The 23,733-nt window shown below is 62.4% G+C and carries 20 protein-coding genes and 1 tRNA gene; 6 read left to right on the top strand and 15 right to left on the bottom strand.

The window, feature by feature from the left end:
- A complete protein-coding gene (locus AC3WUT_RS07875) occupies positions 1-1,056 on the bottom strand; it encodes an efflux RND transporter periplasmic adaptor subunit (RefSeq protein WP_492346516.1) in 1,056 nt (351 codons plus the stop codon).
- Positions 1,057-1,197: 141 nt separating this feature from the next.
- Here AC3WUT_RS07875 and AC3WUT_RS07870 point away from each other — a divergent pair, with 141 nt between their 5' ends.
- From AC3WUT_RS07870 to AC3WUT_RS07860, 3 genes are all read left to right on the top strand, one after another.
- Positions 1,198-1,539 (top strand): ArsR/SmtB family transcription factor, encoded by a 342-nt coding sequence (locus AC3WUT_RS07870; RefSeq protein ID WP_492346668.1) that lies wholly within the window; start codon positions 1,198-1,200, stop codon positions 1,537-1,539.
- A gap of 84 nt (positions 1,540-1,623) precedes the next feature.
- Positions 1,624-2,217: a putative pterin-binding protein gene (locus AC3WUT_RS07865; protein WP_492346515.1), complete on the top strand. Its 594-nt coding sequence runs from the start codon at positions 1,624-1,626 to the stop codon at positions 2,215-2,217.
- Positions 2,218-2,328: 111 nt separating this feature from the next.
- On the top strand, positions 2,329-2,901 hold the full coding sequence (locus AC3WUT_RS07860) for a DUF2242 domain-containing protein (protein WP_492346514.1): 573 nt from the start codon (positions 2,329-2,331) through the stop codon (positions 2,899-2,901).
- Here AC3WUT_RS07860 and AC3WUT_RS07855 read toward each other — a convergent pair.
- From AC3WUT_RS07855 to AC3WUT_RS07800, 12 genes are all read right to left on the bottom strand, one after another.
- On the bottom strand, positions 2,885-6,742 hold the full coding sequence (locus AC3WUT_RS07855) for a PAS domain-containing sensor histidine kinase (RefSeq protein WP_492346513.1): 3,858 nt from the start codon (positions 6,740-6,742) through the stop codon (positions 2,885-2,887). The two genes, AC3WUT_RS07860 and AC3WUT_RS07855, sit on opposite strands and share 17 nt — an antisense overlap.
- Positions 6,743-6,997: 255 nt before the next feature.
- A tRNA-Val gene (locus AC3WUT_RS07850) sits at positions 6,998-7,072 on the bottom strand.
- A 76-nt stretch (positions 7,073-7,148) separates the two neighbouring features.
- The gene (gene dnaQ, locus AC3WUT_RS07845; protein WP_492346512.1) at positions 7,149-7,859 is read right to left on the bottom strand and encodes a DNA polymerase III subunit epsilon; all 711 of its coding nucleotides are present in this window, start codon (positions 7,857-7,859) and stop codon (positions 7,149-7,151) included.
- Positions 7,859-8,197 carry an ISC system 2Fe-2S type ferredoxin gene (gene fdx, locus AC3WUT_RS07840; protein WP_492346511.1) on the bottom strand — a complete coding sequence of 113 codons (339 nt, stop codon included), beginning with the start codon at positions 8,195-8,197 and terminating at the stop codon, positions 7,859-7,861. Before fdx ends, dnaQ begins: the two co-directional genes overlap by 1 nt.
- Positions 8,198-8,249: 52 nt before the next feature.
- Entirely contained in the window at positions 8,250-10,112 is a 1,863-nt protein-coding gene (hscA, locus tag AC3WUT_RS07835; protein WP_492346510.1) for a Fe-S protein assembly chaperone HscA, read from the bottom strand.
- 54 nt (positions 10,113-10,166) lie between these two features.
- Positions 10,167-10,685, bottom strand: a complete 519-nt coding sequence (gene hscB, locus AC3WUT_RS07830) for a Fe-S protein assembly co-chaperone HscB (protein WP_492346509.1) — start codon at positions 10,683-10,685, stop codon at positions 10,167-10,169.
- Between the two features lie 87 nt (positions 10,686-10,772).
- Positions 10,773-11,096, bottom strand: coding sequence for an iron-sulfur cluster assembly protein IscA (iscA, locus tag AC3WUT_RS07825; RefSeq protein WP_492346508.1), 324 nt, complete (start codon positions 11,094-11,096; stop codon positions 10,773-10,775).
- Positions 11,097-11,099: 3 nt separating this feature from the next.
- Positions 11,100-11,486 (bottom strand): Fe-S cluster assembly scaffold IscU, encoded by a 387-nt coding sequence (iscU, locus tag AC3WUT_RS07820; protein WP_492346507.1) that lies wholly within the window; start codon positions 11,484-11,486, stop codon positions 11,100-11,102.
- 33 nt (positions 11,487-11,519) lie between these two features.
- A complete protein-coding gene (locus AC3WUT_RS07815; RefSeq protein ID WP_492346506.1) occupies positions 11,520-12,740 on the bottom strand; it encodes an IscS subfamily cysteine desulfurase in 1,221 nt (406 codons plus the stop codon).
- A 92-nt stretch (positions 12,741-12,832) separates the two neighbouring features.
- Complete coding sequence (iscR, locus tag AC3WUT_RS07810) at positions 12,833-13,369, bottom strand: Fe-S cluster assembly transcriptional regulator IscR (protein ID WP_492346505.1); 537 nt, start codon at positions 13,367-13,369, stop codon at positions 12,833-12,835.
- Between the two features lie 301 nt (positions 13,370-13,670).
- The gene (uvrB, locus tag AC3WUT_RS07805; RefSeq protein WP_492346504.1) at positions 13,671-15,767 is read right to left on the bottom strand and encodes an excinuclease ABC subunit UvrB; all 2,097 of its coding nucleotides are present in this window, start codon (positions 15,765-15,767) and stop codon (positions 13,671-13,673) included.
- A gap of 89 nt (positions 15,768-15,856) precedes the next feature.
- A complete protein-coding gene (locus AC3WUT_RS07800; protein ID WP_492346503.1) occupies positions 15,857-16,774 on the bottom strand; it encodes a hypothetical protein in 918 nt (305 codons plus the stop codon).
- A gap of 160 nt (positions 16,775-16,934) precedes the next feature.
- Here AC3WUT_RS07800 and AC3WUT_RS07795 point away from each other — a divergent pair, with 160 nt between their 5' ends.
- Positions 16,935-18,131 (top strand): amino acid aminotransferase, encoded by a 1,197-nt coding sequence (locus AC3WUT_RS07795; protein ID WP_492346502.1) that lies wholly within the window; start codon positions 16,935-16,937, stop codon positions 18,129-18,131.
- A gap of 80 nt (positions 18,132-18,211) precedes the next feature.
- On the opposite strand, the gene ygiD is transcribed toward AC3WUT_RS07795, so the two are convergent.
- Positions 18,212-19,012 (bottom strand): 4,5-DOPA-extradiol-dioxygenase, encoded by an 801-nt coding sequence (ygiD, locus tag AC3WUT_RS07790; protein WP_492346501.1) that lies wholly within the window; start codon positions 19,010-19,012, stop codon positions 18,212-18,214.
- 252 nt (positions 19,013-19,264) lie between these two features.
- Between ygiD and AC3WUT_RS07785 the strand changes: the two genes are divergently transcribed.
- Together AC3WUT_RS07785 and rsxB are read left to right on the top strand one after the other, a co-directional pair.
- Positions 19,265-20,734: a polyhydroxyalkanoate depolymerase gene (locus AC3WUT_RS07785; RefSeq protein ID WP_492346500.1), complete on the top strand. Its 1,470-nt coding sequence runs from the start codon at positions 19,265-19,267 to the stop codon at positions 20,732-20,734.
- A 7-nt stretch (positions 20,735-20,741) separates the two neighbouring features.
- Positions 20,742-21,413: an electron transport complex subunit RsxB gene (gene rsxB, locus AC3WUT_RS07780; RefSeq protein WP_492346499.1), complete on the top strand. Its 672-nt coding sequence runs from the start codon at positions 20,742-20,744 to the stop codon at positions 21,411-21,413.
- 19 nt (positions 21,414-21,432) lie between these two features.
- Here rsxB and AC3WUT_RS07775 read toward each other — a convergent pair whose 3' ends face one another.
- A complete protein-coding gene (locus AC3WUT_RS07775) occupies positions 21,433-23,730 on the bottom strand; it encodes a methyl-accepting chemotaxis protein (protein WP_492346498.1) in 2,298 nt (765 codons plus the stop codon).
- Positions 23,731-23,733: the final 3 nt, after the last annotated feature.

Genomic DNA, 23,733 nt, shown 5'->3' with positions numbered 1-23,733 from the left:
TCAGCGCACCTGGGCCGCAGCCTGGGGATCGAGGGCCACGGATTCGCCCTCGCGCAGGCCTGACAACACTTCCACCTGATCGCCGCGGGCTTCGCCCAGGCGCACCTGACGCAGCACCGGGCGACCCTGCGCCGCGAGGACATACACCGCCTGCAACTCTGCCCGCCGCAGCACGGCCGTTTGCGGCACATACAGCCTGGCAGGTGCCGCACCGGCCCCTGCGACTGGCAGCCAGACGCGGGCAAAGCGGCCCGGGGCCAGCGCGCCAGACCGGTCGGCAGGCAGGGTCAGGCGCAGCGTGCGGGTGTGGCTGACCGGATCGACTGCGGGCAACCACTGCCATTGCGGCGCCACAAACGCCGGCACGCCGTCCACCAGCACCCTGATCTGCCCCTGCAAAGCGCTGGAAGCGGTCAGGCCGGAGGCGAGCGACTCGGGCACCTGCACGCTGATGCGCAGTGAGGCCGGTTCGAACAGGGTGAGCAAAGGTCGCCCTGGCGAGGCCAGGTCGCCAAGGGACAGGGGGAGCTCGCTGATCACGCCCGCATAGGGTGCGCTCACGCTGTAGTAGCCTGACTGGGTGTGCGCGGCCGCAGTCTGTGCAGAGGTGGCACGCACCTGGGCCTCGGCCGCCTGCAGGGCGGCCTGGCTGCGCTCCAGGGCGGCCTGGCTGACGTATTGCTGCTCGAACAAGGCTTTCTGCCGCTGGTGTTCACGCAGGGCCTGGGCGGCCAGGGCCTTGGCCGCTTCCAGCTGGGCCTGGCTCACGTCCACCCCCGATTGGGCGCCCCGAGCGTCCAGGCGCATCAGCAACTGACCGGTCTTGACGGTGTCACCCGCCTTCACCGGCAAAGCCACGATGGCCCCCTGGACCTGGGCGGCAATCACGGTCTGGCGCCCGGCCTCCACCACCGCATCAAGGGCCGTGGCCTGGGCCGCGCCGTTCACCGCCGCGACCGGCACCGACCGCAGTGCCACCCGCTCAGCCGCCCCCAGCGGAAGGGTGGCAAGCAGGCCCAGAGAGAGCGCCAAAGTGGCAAGGGGTCGGAGTTTCATGGACAAAGGCTTTCGACGAAGAGAGGCATGGCGATGCGCTTTATTCATTATTTAGCTATTCAGTTAAATAAGCAAGTGATAGTATTCAAAACCAGTGAAGCTGGCCGCCATGGCCGGCTGCTGGTCATGGAAGAACTGACGATGGAAAACATGCCGCAAGAGGCCCTGGAAGAGGTCGCCGCCTACTTTCAGGTGCTGTCGGAACCGACCCGCTTGCAACTGCTGAACCTGCTGCGCGGTGGTGAGCACAATGTGGGCGACCTGGCCCAGGCCTGCGGCTTCACGCCGGCCAACATCTCGCGCCACCTGAGCCACCTGACCAAGCACGGCCTGGTCAGCCGCGAGGCGCGCGGCACCAGCGTTTACTACCGCATTGCGGATGAATCGGTCTACCAACTGTGCGATCTGGTGTGCGGCAGCATCGCGCGCCAATACGAGCGGGCCCAGAAGCGACACACCGTGTTCGCGCGCGACGCCGATTGAGCCCCTGTGCACCCCGGGTCACATTGAAGCCGATACCAACGGCAGGCAAAATGGTGCGCGCCCGAAGCGGCGCGGAGAAACACCATGGAAAAAAGAGACTTCATGACCCTGGCCGGCCTGACCGGCCTGGCCCTCGGCACCCTGAACGCACCGGCCCGGGCCCAGCCTGCGGCCAACGCAGAGCCCGTGCTGCTGACCGTGACAGGTGCGGTGGGCAAGCCCAACCGGGGTGCCCTCGACCACGCGTTGGACCAAATGATGGCCAAGCAAGGCATCGAGTTCAAACAGGCCACCACCTTCACCGCCAGCAGCCTGGCCCGGCTGCCAGCGATCAGCATCCGGCCCCGCCTGGAATACGACAGCAAACCCCATGAGCTGAGCGGCCCGCTGCTGACCACGGTGCTGGAAGCCGCCGGTGTGACCTTGCAGGCCAACCGCCCGATCGAACTGCGGGCCGTGGACGGCTACAACGTGACGCTGACGGTGGCCGAGATCCGCGACCGCCAGATGATCGTGGCCACCCACCTGGATGGCAAGCCGATGGGCCTGGGTGGGCTGGGACCGCAATGGGCGGTGTACGACCCCGAAAACATCCCTTCACTCAAGGGCAAGCCGCTGAACGAAGGCTTTGCCAAGTGCCCTTGGGGCCTTTACCACATCGGCGTCAAGCCTGCGTGAACGATGGCTCGCGGGCGCTGGGTTTAGCGCCCGCTGGGCAGATGGGTGGCAGGATGGCGCAATAATGCCGGATGGGGCTCAGCCCTCCAACCTGTCGGCTTCATCGTTCCCATGACCCTGTTTTCGTTGCCGCCTGTGCATCTGGCCCACCGGGCCGCCCTGCCCCTGATCCTGCTGCTGGCCTTGTCGGGCTGCAGCCTGTTGAGCGGCAGCAAACCTGCGCCGGGCCACTCGGCCTACCAGGCAGAGCAGTTTCAGCCCAACGAGAATTTCTCGCGCCTGTTTGATGCCAGTGCGGAGACCACCTGCGAAGCGGCTCGCCGCGCCTTGTTGAGCCAGGGCTATGTGATCACCCAGGCCAAACCGACCAGCATCAATGGGCAGAAAAGCTTTCAGCCCGATGGCGACACCCATCTGGAGATCACCTTCACCATCGTTTGCGTGCCAGACGGACGCGACAAGAACATCGCCACCGCCTATGTGACGGCGCAACAAGACCGCTATGCGGTGAAGAAAAGCAGCTCGGCCACCAGCGTGGGGGTGAGCGCGATCGGCTCCATTTCACTGCCGCTGTCGTCAACCCAGGACTCGATGGTGAAGGTGGGCTCGGAGACGATCCTGGCGGCCACGTTTTACGACCGGTTTTTTGGACTGGTGAGCCGCGAGGTCAAGGACCTGCGATGAAGCCCGCGGCCGGCAAGGCCGGGCCCGGCAGTTCGGCAAGCCCCGGGGTACCGACCACCGGCGCGTGCAAGGGCAGATCGATGCAGAAGCAGGTGCCCTGCTCCAACTCACTTTGCACGGTGATGTTGCCCCCCAGCACACGGGTCACCAGGGTCTGGCAGATGGCCAGCCCCAGGCCGGTGCCGCCCCGCCCCAGGCGGGTGGTGTAGAACGGATCGAAGATGCGCCGCAGGGTGTCGGCCGACATGCCCCGACCCTGGTCGCGCACCTCCAGGCGCACCCGGCCCTGCGGCAGGCTCCAGGCCCGGATCTGCACCTGCCCAGGGGGGCGGTCTTCGTAGGCATGCTCAATGGCATTGCTGAGCAGATTGAGCAAGACCTGCCCCAAAGGCCCCGGGTAGCTGTCGAACTGCAGATCGCCAGGCACCTGGGCCACCACCTGCAGACCGCCGCGGCGCAGCGTGGGCTGGTGCATTTGCAGGATCTCGCGCACCACCTCATCCAACATGAAATGGCGCCGCTGCAGGCTGGTCTGGTCGGCCGCCACCTGCTTGAAGGTGGCAATCAGATCCGCGGCGCGGCTGAGGTTCTTGAGCAGCATGCCCACCGCTTCGTGGGTCTGGCTGACGTGAAGGGCCAGGCCGCTTCGGGTGAGCCCCTGGCTGGCCACACGCCCGAATTGCTCGACCTCGGAGCGCAGCGTGGTGGCGACCAAGACACTGTTGCCGATCGGGGTGTTGAGCTCATGGGCCACCCCAGCCACCATGCGCCCCAGGGCCGCATGCTTTTCCGATCGCAGCAATTCGTCCTGGGTGCTGTGCAGCGAAGCCAGTGCCTCGGTCAGCTCGTGGTTGGCTTGGGTGAGGGCCTGGGTGCGTTGGGTGACCGCGGCCTCCAGAAGGTGGTTCATCTGCTCCATCTGTTGACGGGCTCGGCGTTGGTCGGTGATGTCCACAATGCCGAACAGGTAGCTGCGCTGGCCTTCAAGATCGAGGGTGCGGCCGGAGGCCACACAGTCGAGGACCTCGCCATTGCTGCGCCGAAGGGCAATCTCCAATTCGTCAACTGCGCCGTCACGGCGCAAGGTTTCATACAGACGGTCACGGTCCAGCGCCGAGACAAACAGACCGAACTCGGTGGAACCATGGCCGACCACCTGTTCGGGCGCATAGCCAAACAGGCGCAGCCAGCTGCGGTTGACGTCGAGGTAGAGCCCGCTGTCGCCGATCACGGCCAGGGCGGCCGGGGAATCCTGGAACAGCAGTGCCAGGCGTCGCTCGCTGGCTTGCAGCGAGGCCTGGGCCATTTTTTCTTCGACGATGCTGCGGTTGACCCCCAACAGGCCGGTGAGCTCGCCGGACTCATCGAACAACGGGATCTTGACGCTGTGGAACGGCACCATGGCGCCATCGGGTCCGGCCAGCTCAGCCTCAGGCTGCACCAAGGTCTGCCGGTGTTGATAGACCCAATCATCGTCGTCGAGTGATTTGCTGCGCACCCGCTGGGCCACAGGCAGGGCATTGGTGTGCTGCAGCAATTGTTGCTTGGTGCTGCCCATGAAGTTGGCCATCCACTGGTTGACCAGCAGGTAGTTGGACTCGGTGTCCTTGACGAAGATGCCCATGGGGATGGCGTCGACCACGCGCTCCAGCAAGCGCCGGCTGTTGCGCAGCTCTTCTTCGGCCCGTTTGCGCTCGGTGATGTCCACCAGTTGGCTTTGCCACGCCGCCTGCCCTTGCCAGGACACGGGCTGCATGTAGGTGAGCACGGTGCGAACCTCACCCGAAGGGTGGCGCAGGTCCATTTCAAGCCCTTCGATCCGCCCTTCGCGTTGCAGGCGCTGCAGCAAGCGGTCTCGCGCCGGTGTGTCCGCATGCAGGTTCAGGTCACGGATGTTGTGGCTGAGCAATTGCTCGCGGGAGTGCCCCACCAGGCGGCACAGGGCGTCGTTGCAAGCCAGCGTGTGCCCGAAATCGAGGGTGGAGAAAATGCGGGCCGGCGTGGGGCTGCCATAGAAGGCCGATTCAAAGCCTTGCTGCAGCGCACGCAAGGCTTCTTCGGCCCGATGCCGCTCGGTGATGTCGATGCCCATGCACACCAGACGCACCTGGCCATCGAACTCGGGCAGGCGAAACAGCGAACACAGCTGCCAGCGAGGCTCACCGTCGGGGGTGGTGATGCCCAACTCAAAACTCTGCGCCGGGCCTTCGTGGCACAGCTGCTGGAAAGCCTGCTGCCATTGGACGCGGCCGGCCGAGCTGGCGTCGGCCCAACCCGGCACCAGGTCTGGCAGGGTCTGCCCCAGGGCCCTGGGATTGGCGATCCCATAGAACTGCTCGGAGGCACTGTTCCAATACAGCACACGGCCTTGCAGGTCGTACTGTTGCACCGCCACCGCGGGCGTGTTGTCCAACAAGGCCTGCAGCCGGGTTTCACTGAGCACCAGGGCCTCTCGCGCCAACTCTGCAGCCGTGATGTTCTGCCACACGCCTACCATGCGCGCCCCATCCGGGTCACGAACAACCTGGGCCCTGACCAATGCCCACTGAAGGTCACCCGTGGGTGCAAGAAGGCGGTACTGGGTGTTCAGAAGACCACTGATCCAGGCCTCTTCGACCGCCCGTGCAACGGCGGGCTGGTCATCGGGGTGGATGAACTGGCGAGAGAACTCAGACCAATTCCAGGGCGACACCAGGCTGGCCAACGGGCTGTGGCTCATGCGCAGGGGTTGCTCGTCATCGGCGCCCCAGCGCACCAGATCGGTGGCACGGTCCAGCTCCCAATAGATCAGGCCGGCCACTTCAACGGCCAGCCGCCAGCGTTGGCGGCTTTCAAGCACCAGTTGGGCCTGACGGTGCTGCCGCGTGATGTCGCGCATCTGGCCGAACCAGCCGATCACGGCGCCTGGGACCTGAGCTGGCTCCCCCTCGCCTGCCGCCTGAGGGAGGGAACCCGCACGCTCGGGCACCAGATGCAACAGGATGGTTCGGGGTGACTGCCCCCCCCAGGACACGACGATTTCCTCACGCACGTCCTCGCCACGCAGCACGCGCTCGATCAAGGGACGCATCGTGTCGCAGATGTCTGCATCCCACAGATCTTGCATGCGGCAGCCCACCAGCTCTGTCGGATGCCGGCCCAGGGCCTTGGCATAGCGCTGGTTGACCCACCGGCAGCGCCCGTCCTGACCCCAGTGCGAGAGCATGGAGGGCACGTGTTCGGCGATGTTCTCGAAGTGACGGCTGCGCGCCTCGTAGCGTTGACGGGCCAGGGCCAGACCGATCAGTTGCTGTTCGCCATCGCGAAACACCTGGTAGAAAAGATAGGCGCACAGGCCAAACGCAAGCACCCAGCCGGACAAGGTGCGCTGCAAGGTCAATAGGGGCAACTCAGCAAAAGAGCCCAAGCCTTGCAGCTCGAACGCCAGCATGGCCCCCAGGGACAGCAGCATTGACGCCAGCATGGTCCGACGGCCCAGCATCCAGCCACTCAGGGCTCCGATCATGATGTAGGCGCCGGCCAGCAAAGAGCGATCCAGCGCGGTGAACACGGCGGCACACGCCATCCACGCCATGACCCCCACCCATAGGCACCAAGCTGCAGCACGCCAGGCTGCGGCGCGCAAGCACAACAGCGTGCCAGCGGCGCCCAACAGGGCTGCCAGCAGGCCGGGCGCCGCCAAGGACAACGGTACTTGCGCAATCCACTGGCTCAAGCCCATCAGCAGAGCGCTGCCGGACACCAGCCAGGCCAGGCGCCGCAAATGACGCTCCGCCAAGTCTGCGCGCAGCAAGGCCATGGCGGCACCGGCATCGGACATCAAAGCTTCTTCGTGAGCCATTACACCGTTCCAGGAGAGGGGCCCGGCCCCGAACACATGAAAACAAAGCCGCCCGACAGCAACCCAGGCCCTCAGGCGCAACCTGTCTGAGGGCAGGCAAGCAGATGATAGGTGGCCGAAGACCCCTGAGGGGCCCGGCACAACCCGAATGCAGGGCCGGCGCAGGAAAATGAGGCAGAAAACAAAAAACCCCGAGAAGTCGTTTAGACTTTCGGGGTTTCTGCGCTGACTGCATCGGCATGCAATCAGCAGTGTTGGTGGGCGATACATGGATCGAACATGTGACCCCTGCAGTGTGAATGCAGTGCTCTACCGCTGAGCTAATCGCCCTTGCCGCTTATCGTGTTGCGCTTTACTTATCGTTTAGTGCTTCACCGCGTCAAGAACTCTATTATGGCACAGTTTTTTAGCTGTTTTCGAAAGTTCGCCAAATTGTTTTGCCGCCACTCGATTTATCGAGCTGGGCCATGACATCGGCGTGCGCCGCCAGCTCTTGCTCGCTGGCGTCCAGCACCGGCAGCTCGATGCCGCTCAGATCGAAAGCCACCATCTGGGTCTGGGTTTCCTCCTCGGAGCCGGCATCGATCAGCAAGGCATCCTGGCCTCGCGTCATGTAGACGTACACATCCGCCAGCAGCTCGGCATCGAGCAAGGCGCCGTGCAGGGTACGACCGGTGTTGTCGACCCCCAGACGCTCACACAATCCATTCAGCGAATTGCGCTTGCCTGGGTACATCTCCTTGGCAAGGGCCAGGGTGTCGATCACGCCCGAGACATAACTCTTCAAAGGAGGGCGGCCCAGCAGCTCCAGCTCTTTGTTGAGGAAGCCGACGTCAAAGGCTGCGTTGTGGATGATCAGCTCGGAGCCTTGGATGTAATCCAGGAACTCGTCGACCACCGCCGCGAACTTGGGTTTGTCACGCAGAAACTCGGTGGTCAGGCCGTGGATGCGCAACGCATCCTCATGGCTGTCCCGCTCGGGGTTCAGGTAGTAATGCAGGTTGCGGCCCGTCAGCTTGCGGTTGACGAGCTCGACACAGCCGATTTCAATCACCCGGTCGCCGTTCTCGGCGGACAGGCCGGTGGTCTCGGTGTCAAAGACGATCTGGCGCGACATCAGTGGTTCTCTTTGGCGTGGTTGATCGTGTATTTGGGGATTTCAATCGTCAGATTGTCTCGGGCCACGATGGCCTGGCAACTGAGGCGTGACTGAGGCTCCAGGCCCCAGGCACGGTCCAGCAGGTCTTCCTCGGTTTCCTCAGGCTCGTTGAGTGAGTTGAAGCCCTCGCGCACGATCACGTGGCAGGTGGTGCAGGCGCAGCTCATGTCGCAGGCATGCTCGATGTGGATGTCGTTGTCGAGCAGTGCCTCACAGATGTTGGTGCCGGTGGCCACCTTGATTTCGGTGCCTTCGGGACAGTACTCGGGGTGGGGCAAGATTTTGATGACGGGCATGGCGGTGGATCGGTAAAGGGTTGGGCCTTGATTTCGGACGTCCGGCTGAGGCTCAGAGCGAGTCGACCTGGCGGCCAGCCAGGGCCTGCTGGATGCCCCGGTTCATGCGGCTGGCCGCAAAGGCTTCGGTGCCCTTGGCCAGGGCCTCTGTGGCGGCTTCGATGGCCTTGGCATCCTCCAGCGACTTGGCCGCCAGGGCAGCTTCAATCAAGCTGTCCAGGGTGGCACGCTCGGCGTCTGACAACAGATCGCCATCGGCTTTCAAGGCACTGCGGGTGGCCAGCACCATGCGGTCGGCCTCCAGACGGGCTTCGGCCAGGGCACGGGCCTGCATGTCCTGCTGCGCGGTGCTGAAGCTGTCTTGCAGCATGCGGGCAATTTGTTCATCGGACAGGCCATAGGACGGCTTGACTTCGATCGCCGCCTCGACACCGCTGATCATCTCGCGAGCCGCCACTTGCAGCAGGCCGTCGGCGTCCACCGTGAAGGTGACCCGGATGCGCGCAGCGCCTGCCGCCATCGGCGGAATCCCGCGCAACTCAAAGCGCGCCAGACTGCGGCAATCGGCCACCAGATCGCGCTCACCCTGCACCACATGCAAGGCCAGGGCGGTCTGGCCATCCTGGTAGGTGGTGAAGTCTTGCGCCATCGCGGTCGGAATGGTCTGGTTGCGCGGCACGATGCGCTCCACCAACCCGCCCATGGTCTCCAGCCCCAGCGACAGCGGAATCACATCGAGCAGCAACAAATCACCGCTGTGATCATTGCCGGCCAGTTGGTTGGCCTGGACGGCGGCCCCCAGGGCCACCACCTCGTCGGGGTTGAGGTTGTTGAGCGGGGCCTTGCCAAAGTAATCGTGCACGGCCTGCTGCACCTGGGGCATGCGGGTGGAGCCCCCGACCATGACCACCCCCTGCACCTCGTCACGCTCAAGTTGTGCATCACGCAAGGCTTTTCGCACCGCTGCGAGGGTGCGGGCGGTCAAGGCCTCGGTTGCGACATGGAAATCACTGCGGCGCACCGCCTGGCGCAAGGAGCCGGTACTCAGGTCGGCCACGAAATCGACGGCTTCGGCCTGCGTGAGTGCCTCTTTGCAGGCCCGCGCTGCCACCCTCAGGCGGGCCAGGTCATGCACGTCGGCGGTCTGGACACCGGTCTGCGCCAGCACCCACGCGGCCAAGGCTTGATCGTAGTCATCCCCGCCCAGGGCCGAATCGCCCCCGGTGGCAATCACCTCGAACACGCCCCGGGTCAGGCGCAGGATGGAGATGTCAAAGGTGCCGCCACCCAGGTCGTACACGGCATAGATGCCCTCGCTGGCGTTGTCCAGGCCATAAGCGATGGCTGCGGCAGTGGGTTCGTTGATCAGGCGCAGCAACTTGATGCCGGCAAGCTGGGCCGCATCCTTGGTGGCCTGGCGCTGGGCATCATCGAAATAGGCCGGCACGGTGATGACGGCACCATACAGGTCGTCGTTGAAGCTGTCCTCTGCCCGGTAGCGCAGGGTGGCCAGGATTTCTGCGCTGATCTCGACCGGCGACTTGACGCCGGCAACCGTCTGCAGGCTGACCATGCCCTGCCCCGCCTCACCCACAAATTGGTAGGGCAGGCGCGAGACGTCCTTGAGGTCGTTCAGGCCGCGCCCCATGAAGCGCTTCACCGAGACGATGGTGTTCCGGGGGTCGGTGGACTGGGCCGGCAGCGCATCAAAACCAATCTGGCGCCCTCCCCCGTCCAGGTAACGGACGGCCGACGGCAAGATGACCCGCCCCTGGGCATCGGGCAGGCATTCGGCCACGCCATTGCGCATGGCGGCCACCAGCGAATGGGTGGTGCCCAGGTCGATGCCCACGGCAATGCGACGCTGGTGGGGATCGGGAGACTGACCGGGCTCGGAAATCTGGAGAAGCGCCATGGAATTCTTTTCGGGTTCGGGGAATGTGGCAAACGCCACAAATGCGACAAACGCTTATTGTCCCAGTTGATCCAGCCGGGACTCAATGTCGCGCTCAAATCGCGCAATGAACATGAGGGCTCTGACCTGCTGGGCAGCAGCAGCAAACTGCTGTTCATCGTCCAGCAGGCGGCGGCAGGCCTCGATGGCCTGGGCCCGTGCAGCCCGCACTTCCGCATCCAGTCCATTCAGGGCAGCGGCGCTGCTCGCATCGTCGAGCGCTTCACGCCACTCCATCTGCTGCATCAGGAAGGCGGCGGGCATGGCGGTGTTGTTCTCCGCCTCGATGGGGGCGCCGCGCAACTCGCACAGGTAGGCAGCGCGACGCAGCGGGTCTTTCAAGCGCTGGTAGGCCTCATTGATGCGCACCGACCATTGCATGGCCACTCGTTGAGCCGCCCCACCTTGCGCAGCAAAACGGTCGGGATGGGCCTCGCGCTGCAGGTCTTTCCAGCGCTGATCGAGCGCAGCGCGCTCTTGGGCGAAGCGCTCGGGCACGCCGAACAACTCGAAATCATTGGATTGCAGGTTCATGGCATTCAGTAAAAAACCGCCAGCACGCAGGTGAAGGCGGTTTCATCAAGCAAGAGGCCGGCCAATGCCGGCCGGCACAGCCCGGTGTCAGACCCGGAAGCTTTCGCCGCAGCCGCAACGATCGCGTTCGTTGGGGTTGTTGAAGCGGAAACCTTCGTTGAGGCCCTCACGCACAAAGTCGAGCTCGGTGCCGTCGATGTAGGCCAGGCTCTTGGGGTCGATCAGCACCTTGACACCATGGCCTTCAAAGACGATGTCTTCAGGGGCCATGTCGTCGACATACTCCAGCTTGTAAGCTAGGCCAGAGCAGCCGGTGGTCTTGACGCCCAGCCGAACGCCAATGCCCTTGCCCCGTCGGGACAGGTATCGACTCACATGCCGGGCAGCCGCTTCAGTCAGGGTCACAGCCATGGTTTACTGCGTGTGCTTTTGTCGGTAGTCGCTCACTGCAGCCTTGATGGCGTCTTCAGCCAGGATGGAGCAGTGGATCTTCACAGGCGGCAGGGCCAGTTCTTCGGCGATCTGGCTGTTTTTAAGCGCAGCCGCCTCATCCAGCGTCTTGCCCTTGACCCACTCGGTGACCAGTGAGCTCGATGCGATGGCAGAGCCACAACCGTAGGTCTTGAAGCGTGCATCTTCGATCACGCCGGTCTGCGGGTTCACCTTGATCTGCAGCTTCATCACGTCGCCGCAGGCCGGTGCGCCCACCATGCCGGTGCCCACCGATTCATCACCCTTGTCAAAAGAGCCCACGTTGCGCGGGTTTTCGTAGTGGTCTACCACTTTTTCAGAATAAGCCATGGCCAGGTCCTCAGTTCTTGATGGGGCGTGCGCTCAGTGCGCGGCCCATTGGATGGTGCTCAGATCGACGCCGTCCTTGTACATCTCCCACAGCGGGCTGAGCTCGCGCAGGCGGGTGACGTTTTCGCGGATGGTGCCGATGGCGTAATCGATTTCTTCCTCGGTCGTGAAACGGCCGATGGTCATGCGCAGGCTGCTGTGAGCCAACTCGTCACTGCGACCCAGGGCGCGCAACACATAGCTGGGCTCCAGGCTGGCAGAGGTGCAGGCCGAACCCGATGACACGGCCAGGCCTTTGATGCCCATGATCAACGACTCGCCTTCAACAAAGTTGAAGCTCATGTTGAGGTTCTGCGGCACGCGGTGCTCCAGGCTGCCATTGATGAACACCTGTTCGATGTCCTTCAGGCCGTTGAGCAGGCGTTGCTGCAAGGCGTAGGCCTTGGCATTGCCTTCCGCCATCTCGGCCTTGGCGATGCGGAAAGCCTCGCCCATGCCAACGATCTGGTGGGTGGGCAAGGTACCCGAACGCATGCCGCGCTCATGGCCACCGCCATGGATTTGAGCTTCAAGACGGACACGGGGCTTGCGACGCACATACAACGCGCCGACGCCCTTGGGGCCGTAGGTTTTGTGGGCCGTCATGCTCATCAGGTCGATGGGCAACTTGTTCATGTCGATCTCGACACGACCTGTGGCCTGGGCTGCATCAACGTGCAGCAGGATGCCTTTTTCGCGGCACAGGGCGCCGATCGCCGGAATGTCCTGGATGACACCGATCTCGTTGTTGACGAACAAGACGCTGATCAGGATGGTGTCAGGACGAATCGCTGCCTTGAGGGCCTCGAGGTCCAGCAGACCATCTTCCTGGACATCCATGTAGGTCACATCAAAGCCCTGGCGCTCCAACTCGCGCATGGTGTCAAGCACGGCCTTGTGTTCGGTCTTCAGGGTGATGAGGTGCTTACCCTTGCCCTTGTAGAACTGGGCTGCGCCCTTGAGGGCCAGGTTGATGGATTCGGTGGCACCGCTGGTCCAGACGATTTCACGCGGGTCAGCACCGATCAGGTCGGCAACCTGGCCGCGGGCCTTTTCGATCGCTTCTTCGGCTTCCCAACCCCAGGCATGGCTGCGCGAGGCGGCATTGCCAAAATGCTCACGCAACCACGGGATCATCGCATCGACAACACGGGGGTCGACGGGCGTGGTAGCACCGTAGTCAAGGTAAATGGGGAAATGAGGGGTCATGTCCATGGCTGGCTCTATCAAAACTGGCTTGCTTGCTGAATAGCAACAGCAATCGGGTAAACCGGCGGCGCCCGCAGAGCGCGCCGGCGTTCAAAACATCACGATTTGGCGAAGACGTTGCCCAAGGCAAACACCGAATTCGGCGCATTGACGCGAATGGGCTTGACCACCGGCGTGCTCGAAATGGCACGGCGCAGCACAGGCTTGTCCTCGACCTGCACACCCTTGGCAATCTGCTCTTCGACCAGCTTCTGCAGCGTGACCGAATCGAGAAACTCAACCATGCGCTGGTTCAGGGCCGACCACAACTCGTGCGTCATGCAACGGCCCGCTTCGCCCAGGCAGTTTTCCTTGCCACCGCATTGGGTGGCGTCAATGGGTTCGTCGACCGACACGATGATGTCGGCCACGGTGATGTCAGACGCCTTGCGACCCAGGGTGTAGCCACCGCCAGGCCCGCGGGTGGACTCGACCAGTTCATGCCGGCGCAGCTTGCCGAACAACTGTTCCAGGTAGGACAGCGAAATCTGCTGGCGCTGGCTGATGGCAGCCAGGGTGACCGGGCCATTGTTCTGGCGCAATGCCAGGTCGATCATCGCGGTCACCGCAAAGCGGCCTTTGGTTGTGAGACGCATATCAAGCTCCTTCATCAGGCTTGGTCTTGTTTCAAATGCCTTGCAGCGGTGTGCCGCAGGCTCCGTCCTCACCCCGTTACCGGCTCTTGGGGCCGGCCCTTCATCGTTCTGGGTTCTTGACTGTTTGCGTCAAGTATATCACTAAGGCCAAATTAAACAGTCAGGTAAAAATACCAAACAGTCACAATTCAATCAATTGGGTCGATAGTACAAACAAATCGAGTGTCTGACCATCGGTTTGTTAGCCCAATTGGAAGGCCTGGCTTGATGTTTGAACGGCCTTGCCCCGATTGAGTTCCAGTTACTTTCGCAGAGGCAAAACCACCACGTTGTCGGTGCCTGCGGCACCGAAAGCCCGCTCCCGGAGCAAGGCCAACTGGTCTCGCGCCTGGGCCGCCTTTTCGAACTCGAGGTTGCGCGCGTGTTCCAGCATCTCTTTCTCGAGCCGCTTGATTTCGCGCGCAATGTCCTTCTCGCCCATCTCCTCGACACGGGCCTTCTGCAGGGCAGACTGCTCAAGCTTCTCGGCTTCGCGTCCACTTTTTTCGCTGTAAACGCCGTCGATCAGATCTCGCACCTGCTTGACAATGCTGCGCGGCGTGATGCCGTGCTCCTCGTTGTAGGCGATCTGTTTGAGGCGCCGGCGCTCGGTCTCACCCATCGCTTTGCGCATGGACTCGGTGATGCGGTCCGCATACAGGATGGCACGCCCATTCAGGTTGCGGGCAGCCCGGCCAATGGTCTGGATCAGAGAACGCTCGGCACGCAGAAAACCCTCCTTATCGGCATCCAGAATGGCCACAAGGGACACCTCGGGGATGTCCAGGCCCTCGCGCAGCAGGTTGATGCCCACCAGAACATCGAACACACCCAGGCGCAGATCCCGCAAGATCTCAACCCGCTCCACGGTATCCACATCGCTGTGCAAGTAGCGCACCTTGACGCCGTTGTCCGACAGGTAATCGGTCAACTGCTCGGCCATGCGCTTGGTGAGGGTGGTGATCAGCACCCGTTCGTTCTTGTCGACCCGGATGCGGATCTCCTGCAACACATCATCCACCTGATGGGTGGCGGGGCGCACCTCCACCACGGGATCAACCAGGCCGGTCGGGCGCACCACCTGCTCGACCACTTGACCAGCATGTTCGATCTCGTAGTTGGCCGGGGTGGCGGACACAAAGATGATCTGGCGCATGCGCTTTTCGAACTCTTCGAACTTCAGCGGGCGGTTGTCCAGGGCCGACGGCAGGCGAAAGCCATACTCGACCAGCGTGGTTTTGCGGGCCCGATCGCCGTTGTACATGCCGCCCAACTGCCCGATCAGCACATGGCTTTCGTCCAGGAACATGATGGCGTCCTTGGGCAGGTAGTCGGTCAGTGTGGAGGGGGGCTCGCCCGGCGCGGCGCCCGACAGATGCCTGGTGTAGTTTTCGATGCCCTTGCAATGCCCCACTTCGCTGAGCATCTCCAGGTCGAAACGGGTGCGCTGCTCCAGCCGCTGCGCCTCCACCAGCTTGCCCATGCCCACCAGCTCTTTGAGGCGGGCGGACAGCTCTTCCTTGATGGTTTCCACTGCTGCCAGCACCCGGTCCCGCGGGGTCACGTAGTGGCTGGAAGGGTAGACCGTGAAGCGCGGAATCTTCTGGCGGATGCGCCCGGTCAAGGGATCGAACAACTGAAGGGTCTCGATCTCGTCATCGAACAACTCGATGCGGATGGCCAGCTCGCTGTGCTCGGCGGGAAAGATATCGATGGTGTCGCCACGCACACGGAACTTGCCGCGCGAAAACTCCATCTCGTTGCGCTGGTACTGCATGCGGATCAGCTGCGCAATGATGTCGCGCTGCCCCAGCTTGTCGCCCACACGCAGCGTCATCACCATCCGGTGATAACTTTCAGGCTCGCCAATGCCATAAATGGCCGACACCGTGGCCACGATCACCACATCACGACGCTCAATGATGCTTTTGGTGCAAGACAAGCGCATCTGCTCGATGTGCTCGTTGATGGCCGAGTCTTTCTCGATGAACAGGTCGCGCTGCGGCACATAGGCCTCAGGCTGGTAGTAGTCGTAGTAGCTGACGAAGTACTCCACGGCGTTCTTCGGAAAGAACTCGCGGAACTCGCTGTACAACTGCGCCGCCAGGGTCTTGTTGGGCGCAAACACGATGGCCGGGCGCCCCAGACGGGCGATCACATTGGCCATGGTGAAGGTCTTGCCAGACCCGGTCACCCCCAGCAAGGTCTGGAACACCTCGCCATCGAGCACGCCGTCGACCAACTGATTGATGGCGGTCGGCTGATCACCCGCTGGCGGGTAGGGTTGGAAGAGCTCGAAGGGCGAGCCAGGGAAGGTGACGAACTGACCCTGATCTGAATCCACTGCGAGCACTCCCATACAACAATGGGCCAAGTGTACGCGCTGGTTCAAAAGCGATGGGCGCAGGGGGCGAATTACCCCCGCCAAGCATCGCCCAACAAATCAATTTACTGCGAAATTTGCTGAATATAACCCGCGACCCTCGCTTCATTCTCAGCAGTAACGTGATTTTCCTCCCGAAGCGCGATTCCAGTACCGACACCGCTGGCAGTTGTCAGACGTCGAACCCACATAACCTGATCTGCGGAGCCAGATATATTGGAGTACCCCTCTCCCTCGTTAACACTGTACACAAAACGATAAGCAGCCAACAACTGACCAGAAGTGTTGATTTTGACGCAAATCACGCCACCGGCATATCCGCCCCGAACTTGATGCTCGCAGCCGAACAACCCGTTCGAAGACATCACCAAGCCATTGCCATTGCTCGTGGCACTGCCTTGTACCGTCAACGAAACAACGTCTGCATACAACCCAAGGCTACCCAAGCTTGAGAGAGACCAAATGCCGTTCAAGCTAGAGGGCACTGCTGCATAGCCAAAGTTGTAGCGGGATATGGCCACCTCAGCCTCGCCTGGCAACTGCGCAAAGCCCGTGACACCACTGGTAAAGCGCACCCGAACCTGTCCAACAGACTTTTCCAGACTGGCCGACTGGGAAGCACCTCCCAAATAACGCCCCCCCGTGAATCGCTGCAGGTCGGCCACCCCGCTGTTATCGGACAACGTACCGGCCCCCGCATAAAAGGTTGGCTGCCCACTGGACTCATAGGCGTACAAGGAAAAAGTAAATATATTGTTTTGAACATCCAGAGCAATACCGCGCCCCGGAAGTCCATTGACCTCCGAAGTCAGCACCCAGGTGCCTGCCTGCGGCATAAAAGCGTGAGCAGCGGAGGAAAAAATAATCCACAGCGAAAACAGAATACTTCTCAAGATGGCTCCCATGGTTTTAGAAAAAATGAAGTCTACTCGATGTAAAGAAATGGTAAACGTGTATTTAACCAAATGAAAACCAATTTTCATTTACAGCAAATGCGACCAACCACACATTGGGCCTCCTCGAGTGAACCCGAACCGGCGGCCCCTCATCCTCAGCACGCGGGTCCCGAAGGGATCCCTGTAAAATGATGTACGGCGTTGCCCAACAATGCCCCTCGAAACCCCATCACTTCACACAAGCACCATGTCTCTTTTCACAGCCGTCGAGATGGCTCCTCGCGATCCGATCCTGGGCCTCAACGAGCAATTCGCAGCCGACACCAACCCCAACAAGGTCAACCTCGGCGTGGGCGTCTATTTCGATGACAACGGCAAGCTGCCCCTGCTGCAGTGCGTGCAGGCAGCCGAAAAGGCCATGATGGAAAAGCCATCCGCCCGCGGTTACCTGCCCATCGACGGCATCGCCGCCTATGACGCAGCCGTGAAGAGCCTGGTGTTCGGTGCCGACAGCGAGCCTGTCACCTCGGGACGCGTGGCCACGGTGCAAGGCATCGGCGGCACGGGCGGCCTGAAGATCGGCGCCGACTTCCTGAAGAAGGTCAGCCCCGACGCCAAGGTGCTGATCTCCGACCCCAGTTGGGAAAACCACCGCGCGCTGTTCACCAACGCCGGCTTCACTGTCGAGTCCTATGCCTATTACGACGCCGAAAAGCGTGGCGTGAACTTTGAAGGCATGCTGGCCTCATTGAATGCTGCCGCCCCGGGCACCATCGTGGTCCTGCACGCCTGCTGCCACAACCCCACGGGTTACGACATCACTGCCGCCCAATGGGATCAAGTGATCGCTGTCGTCAAGGCCAAAAACCTGACCCCCTTCCTGGACATGGCCTACCAGGGCTTTGGCCACGGCATTGCCGAAGACGGCGCCGTGATCGGCAAGTTCGTGGCTGCCGGCCTGAGCTTCTTTGTGTCCACCTCGTTCTCCAAGAGCTTCAGCCTGTACGGCGAGCGCGTGGGCGCCTTGTCGGTGCTGTGCGCCGACAAGGAAGAAGCATCGCGCGTGCTGTCGCAACTCAAGATCGTGATCCGCACCAACTACTCCAACCCGCCCATTCACGGCGGTGCCGTGGTGGCTGCCGTGCTGGGCAACCCTGAGCTGCGCGCCCTGTGGGAAAAGGAACTGGGCGAGATGCGTGTTCGCATCAAGGCCATGCGTCAAAAGCTGGTGGATGGCCTGAAGGCCGCTGGTGTGCAGCAAGACATGAGCTTCATCACCACCCAGATCGGCATGTTCAGCTACTCCGGCCTGAACAAGGACCAGATGGTGCGCCTGCGCAGCGAGTTCGGCGTGTACGGCACCGACACCGGCCGCATGTGCGTGGCCGCGCTCAACAGCAAGAACATCGACTACGTCTGCCAGGCGATTGCCAAGGTGGCCTGAGTTCTCTGAATCCGCAGGGGCAAGGCCTGCCCCTGCCCGATTCACATCAACCGCCCATGGGCGGTTTTTTTGTTACTGGATCAGCCCCAGACAACTGAGCGCATCGAAATCGAGGCCGATTGGAAATCGGCATTGAACATGCGGGGCATTTCAGTGCGCCTGGCCGCCCCAGCAGCGTAGAGCAGGGGCCAATAATGCTCATGTGTCGGATGCGCCAGGCGGGCCACCTCGCCCTGCCCCTGGAAATCGACCAATGCCTCCAGCTCACCCCGCTGCAGATGGCCCTGCACCCAGCCATCGAACTGATGTGCCCAATCGTAGGCCTGGGTGCTCGGGGTATCCCGCCTTGCGGCACGCAGGTTGTGCACCGCGTTGCCACTGCCCACGATCAGCACCCCGCGTTCGCGCAAGGCACCCAACTGCTGTCCCAAGGCGAAATGCTCGGACGCAGGCCGGCTGCCATCCATGCTCAGTTGGACCACGGGGATGTCCGCGCGCGGAAACATGGGTTTGAGCACCGACCATGTGCCGTGATCAAAACCCCAGCGATCCTGATCAAGTTGCAACTCTGGTTTCAAAATACCATCGCGCAGGGCCTTGGCCAGGGCCGGTGCGCCGGGCGCAGGGTATTGCTGATCGAACAAGGCCTGCGGAAAGCCACCAAAGTCGTGGATCGTGCGAGGCCGGCTCATGGCCGTGAGCCAAAAGCCATCGGTCACCCAATGCGCTGAGATGCAAAGAATCAATGCCGGCTTCGGATAGCGTCGCCCGAACTCAGCCCCCAATTGGGCCCAGGCGCGACTGTAAGCGTTGTCCCCCAAGGCATTCATGGGGCTCCCATGGCCCAGAAACAGCACCGGCATGCGAGGCGTCTGCGGCATGCCCGACCAAGCCGAAGCCAGAGCCGACCAAGACAGGGCGGGCGCCAAAGCGCCGACGCCGGCAAGGGCTGACAAACAGGATCTGCGCTTCATGGCGCGCTCAACAAAGAGTTCATCTGAAGCAGATTCAACACCCACAAAACAGTTCCCTACAAAGAAATTTGACGCAATATTGGTGTTTTCACTCCAGACAAGTCCACCCGATCACTGGTATATTTGCTGCAGTGCAACATAACGATCTCAGGTCGCCCCATGCTTTATCAGCTCTATGAAACTCAACGCTCCATGATGGAGCCGTTTGCCGATTTCGCCCAGGCTGCCTCCAAGCTCTACAGCAACCCGCTGTCGCCCTTGAGCCAGGCCCCCATGGCGCAACGCATGTCTGCAGGCTACGACCTGCTGTACCGACTGGGCAAGGATTACGAAAAGCCGGTGTTCGGCATCACCACAGTCGATGTGGATGGTGTGGGTGTGGCCATCCACGAGCGGGTGGAGATCGACAAGCCGTTTTGTGAGTTGCGCCGTTTCAAGCGCTTCTCGGATGATCCGGCGACCCTGACCAAGCTCAAGGGCCAGCCCGTGGTGTTGATCGTGGCACCGCTTTCGGGCCATTACGCCACCTTGCTGCGCGACACCGTGCGCACCATGCTGAAAGACCACAAGGTCTACATCACCGACTGGAAGAACGCTCGCCTGGTGCCCATGAGCGAAGGTGAATTCCATCTCGACGACTACATCAATTACGTCCAGGAGTTCATTCGCCACCTGCAGGCCACCTATGGTAACTGCCATGTGATCAGCGTGTGCCAGCCCACCGTACCGGTGCTGGCTGCCGTGTCGCTGATGGCTTCGCGCAAGGAACAGCTCCCGCTGTCGATGACCATGATGGGTGGCCCGATTGACGCCAGCAAGTCGCCCACGTCGGTCAACAACCTCGCCACCAACAAGAGCTTCGAGTGGTTTGAGAACAATGTGATCTACCGTGTGCCTCACAACTTCCCTGGGGCTGGCCGTCGCGTCTACCCGGGCTTTCTGCAGCACACGGGCTTTGTGGCCATGAACCCGGACCGCCACGCCACCAGCCACTACGACTACTTCAAGGACCTGATCAAGGGCGACGACGCCAGTGTCGAGGCCCATCGCAAGTTCTATGACGAGTACAACGCGGTGCTCGACATGGATGCGGATTACTACCTGGAAACCATCCAGACCGTGTTCCAGGACTTCAAGCTGGTCAAGGGCACCTGGGATGTGCGCAGCGAGAAAGGCGTGGTCGAGCGCGTGCGTCCACAAGACATCCGCAACACCGGCCTGCTGACCGTTGAAGGCGAACTGGACGATATCTCGGGCTCCGGCCAGACCGCTGCCGCCCACGATCTGTGCAGCGGCATTGAAGCCGGTCACCGCAAGCACCTGGAGGCCAAGGGCGCAGGCCATTACGGCATCTTCAGTGGCCGCCGCTGGCGCGAGGTGGTGTACCCCACCGTGAAGCGCTTCATCCTGGACCACCAGGCCACTGCGGCGTCTGGTGGCCGCGCGACGGCAGAAGCTGCCGGCAAGGCCGTTGTGCCCAGCACGCCAGTCAAGGCCACCGCACCCGCCAAGGCCGTGGCGGAGACGCTTGGCAAGCCCACAGCCCGCGCCAAGACCGCCAGCAGCGCCAAGGCGAGTGCCAAGCCCTCGTCCACCAAGGCCGCCCGCGGCCCTTCAGCCAAGGCTTGAGCGCGCGGTGCAGGATCTGATTTCGCGCCTGCATGCGGCGCTGCCCCAGACCCAGTGCACCCGCTGCGGCTACCCTGATTGCGAAGCCTACGCCACGGCAGTGGCCAAGGGCGATGCTGGCATCAATCAATGCCCGCCCGGTGGCGCAGAAGGCGTTGCCCGGCTGGCGGCCATCACCGCTCGGCCATGGGTTCCCCTGAGCCCGGAGCACGGCACAGAGGGGCCGCGCACCGTGGCATTCATCGACGAGGCTTGGTGCATTGGCTGCACCCTGTGCTTGAAAGCCTGCCCCACCGACGCCATTCTGGGCAGCAACAAGCAGATGCACACCGTGATCGAGCCCTGGTGCACCGGCTGCGAGCTGTGCATCCCGGTCTGCCCGGTCGATTGCATTGAGTTGGAGGTAGCCAGCGGCGAACGCACCGGCTGGGCCGCCTGGTCAGAAGCCGAGGCGCAAATTGCCCTGCAACGCTACCGCCAGCATCAGGCTCGGCAGGCCCGCGAGCAAGCCGAAAACGATGCCCGTTTGCAGGCCGAAGCCCAGGCCAAGCTTCAGGACATCAGCGCCCACTCGCGCCTGAGCGATCCGACCCAACTGGAGCGAAAACGCGCCTTGATCGAAGCCGCCCTGCAAAAGGCCCGAGCCCGCCGCAGCCCCGGCAGCAACGGCGAAGAATGAGCCTCAGGCGCCGCCATGCTCAGGCGGCGGCCAATGACTTGTAAACCCCGCACCCGATGTACAGACCAGGCTGAGACAAGGCCTGCACAAAAGACATCTTGGTCTGCATGCGCCCTGTGGCCGGATTGGTAATGTCGTACTCGACCCAGCCCGGCGCCACCCTGGCACGGTCGATGATGTTGTTCAGCAGCACCTCGCCTTGGATGCCTGGGATGTCCTTGACATTGCTGCCCACCTTGGCTGGATTGCCGCCAAACGCCCGGTAAGCCCCCGACTCGTCCAGCACAAACACATACATGTCCCGGTCATGGAAAGGCTGAGCCGGATCGGTGATCTGGCGCATCAACTGCTCTGCTGACATCCCCTGGCCCAACTTGACTGCGCGCTGCACCAAGGCCTGCGCCTCTTCGGCCGTTCCCTGCTGCAAGGCAAAAGAGGCCACCGATGCCGACAAGGTGGCAGCGCGATGCTCCAGCAAAGACGTCTCCTGCACCGAAGACTCCACCATTTGTGCATTGCGCTGGGTGATCTGGTCAAGTTGCTGGATGGCCAGCGTGATCTCGCTCAGGCTGGCGCTCTGCTCAGTACTCAAGGATGAAATCTCAGCCATGCTGCTGGCCACCGATCGAATGCCTTCGGTGATGCTACCGATGCTGGTACCTGCGGCACGGATCAGCGCAACACTGCCCTCCACCTGCTCCGAGGAAGCGCTGATCAACTGACGGATCTCACGCGCCGATGCGGCTGAGCGCTGGGCCAACGAGCGCACCTCGGCAGCCACCACGGCAAAGCCCCTGCCTTGCTCACCCGCACGGGCCGCCTCCACGGCCGCATTGAGCGCGAGGATGTTGGTCTGAAAGGCCAAGCTGTCGATCACACCGATGATTTCGCTCATCTTGTGGGCGCTTTGCTGCATGCCCTCGACTGAGGCCACCGCACGGGACATCGCAGACGCCCCCGCCTCGGCGTCGTCACGCACCTGGGCCGCACGGGCGTTGGCTTGTTGTGCAATGCCTGCGTTGTGCTCGACCGTGCTGGCCAGTTCTTCAACGCTGGCTGCCGTCTGCTCCAGGTTGGCGGCCTGCTGCTCGGTGCGATCTGACAAGTCCTTGCTGCTCACGGCCAGACTGCCCCCGGCATGGGACACCAGGGCCGAATTGCTGCGCACATCAGCCACCATGCCCGACAGGGTGTGTGACATGGCACGCAACAAGTCGGCCAGCTCGCTCAGTTCATCGCGCCCGTTGACAGCCAGGTGAATCTGCAGATCACCCTCAGCCAGTTGGTGCGTCACCGCAATCATGGCGCGGAAGCTCAGAACAAAACTTCGGTAGAAGGACATCAGCAGGTACAGCAGCAGGGCGATGCCCAGCACCGTGACCCCCAGTGCCGTGTTGCGCTGCAAAACGAGGGTGCTGGCCCGCTTTTGAAGCAGGTCGTCGATACTGCCCAACACCTTGTTGCTCAGGGCCTGAGCATCACCGATCGCCTTGGTACCACTGGCGAAAAAGTCGCTGGGCGGCAGGCGCGGCTCAGCCACATCCCCGCTGACCGGAAAGGCCTGGCGGGCCAGGCGCAGAAAGTCATTGCTGCTGGCCAAGGTATTGCCCGCCGATCCCAGGTCTGCCTGGCGTTGCTGCAGGGTCTGCAATGCAAATTCCACATCACGCAGTTCGCCCCCCAGGTTGTCGAGCAGCACATGAAGGCGTCCGATGCTCAGGGCGGTGGGTTGAGCCTGTGTCAGCAAGCCAGCGCCGCTGCCCCGCACCAGGCCCAGGCGCTCCGTCCAGGGGATGATGCGCGACACACTCATGTCAATCAGCAGGTAGGTCACCGGATCAGGGTCGAACAGCAGGCCGGAGTGTTCGGCCGTCTCATAGGCCATCCGACGCAATTCATCGATCAGGGCCGAATGCTCGGCAAAGCTGGCCGCCGCGGCCCCCTGACGCAGCTGTGGCAATTGCTCCAGGCGAGGCCGAATGCGGCTCCAGGTGGCGTTCATGTTCAAACCACCCTGCCCTTGCACCGCCGTCTCCACCTCGGCCATGCCTTGCTTCAGGCCTTGCGCACTCTGTTCCAGCGCCGGCGCAATCGACGCATTGCCAGACAGCAGGATGTTCATCTGCCCCCGGTGGGTCTGTGTCAGCGCCACCAGGCGCACCACGGGTGCCAGCACCTGTACGCCGGCCTGTTCACTCTGAATGAACTCAATGTCCTCATGAAAACGCTGCAGCAGTTGCAGACACACCAGCAGCAACGGGACCAGCAGCATGGCGGAGAGCAGCAGCAACTTGGCCGGCAAGCGCATGCGGGACATCAA

Source organism: Curvibacter sp. EU05-FHT14A10 (assembly GCF_058791075.1).
Note: the sequence above shows the minus strand (reverse complement) of the source record. Positions and strands in the feature narration are given on the sequence as shown.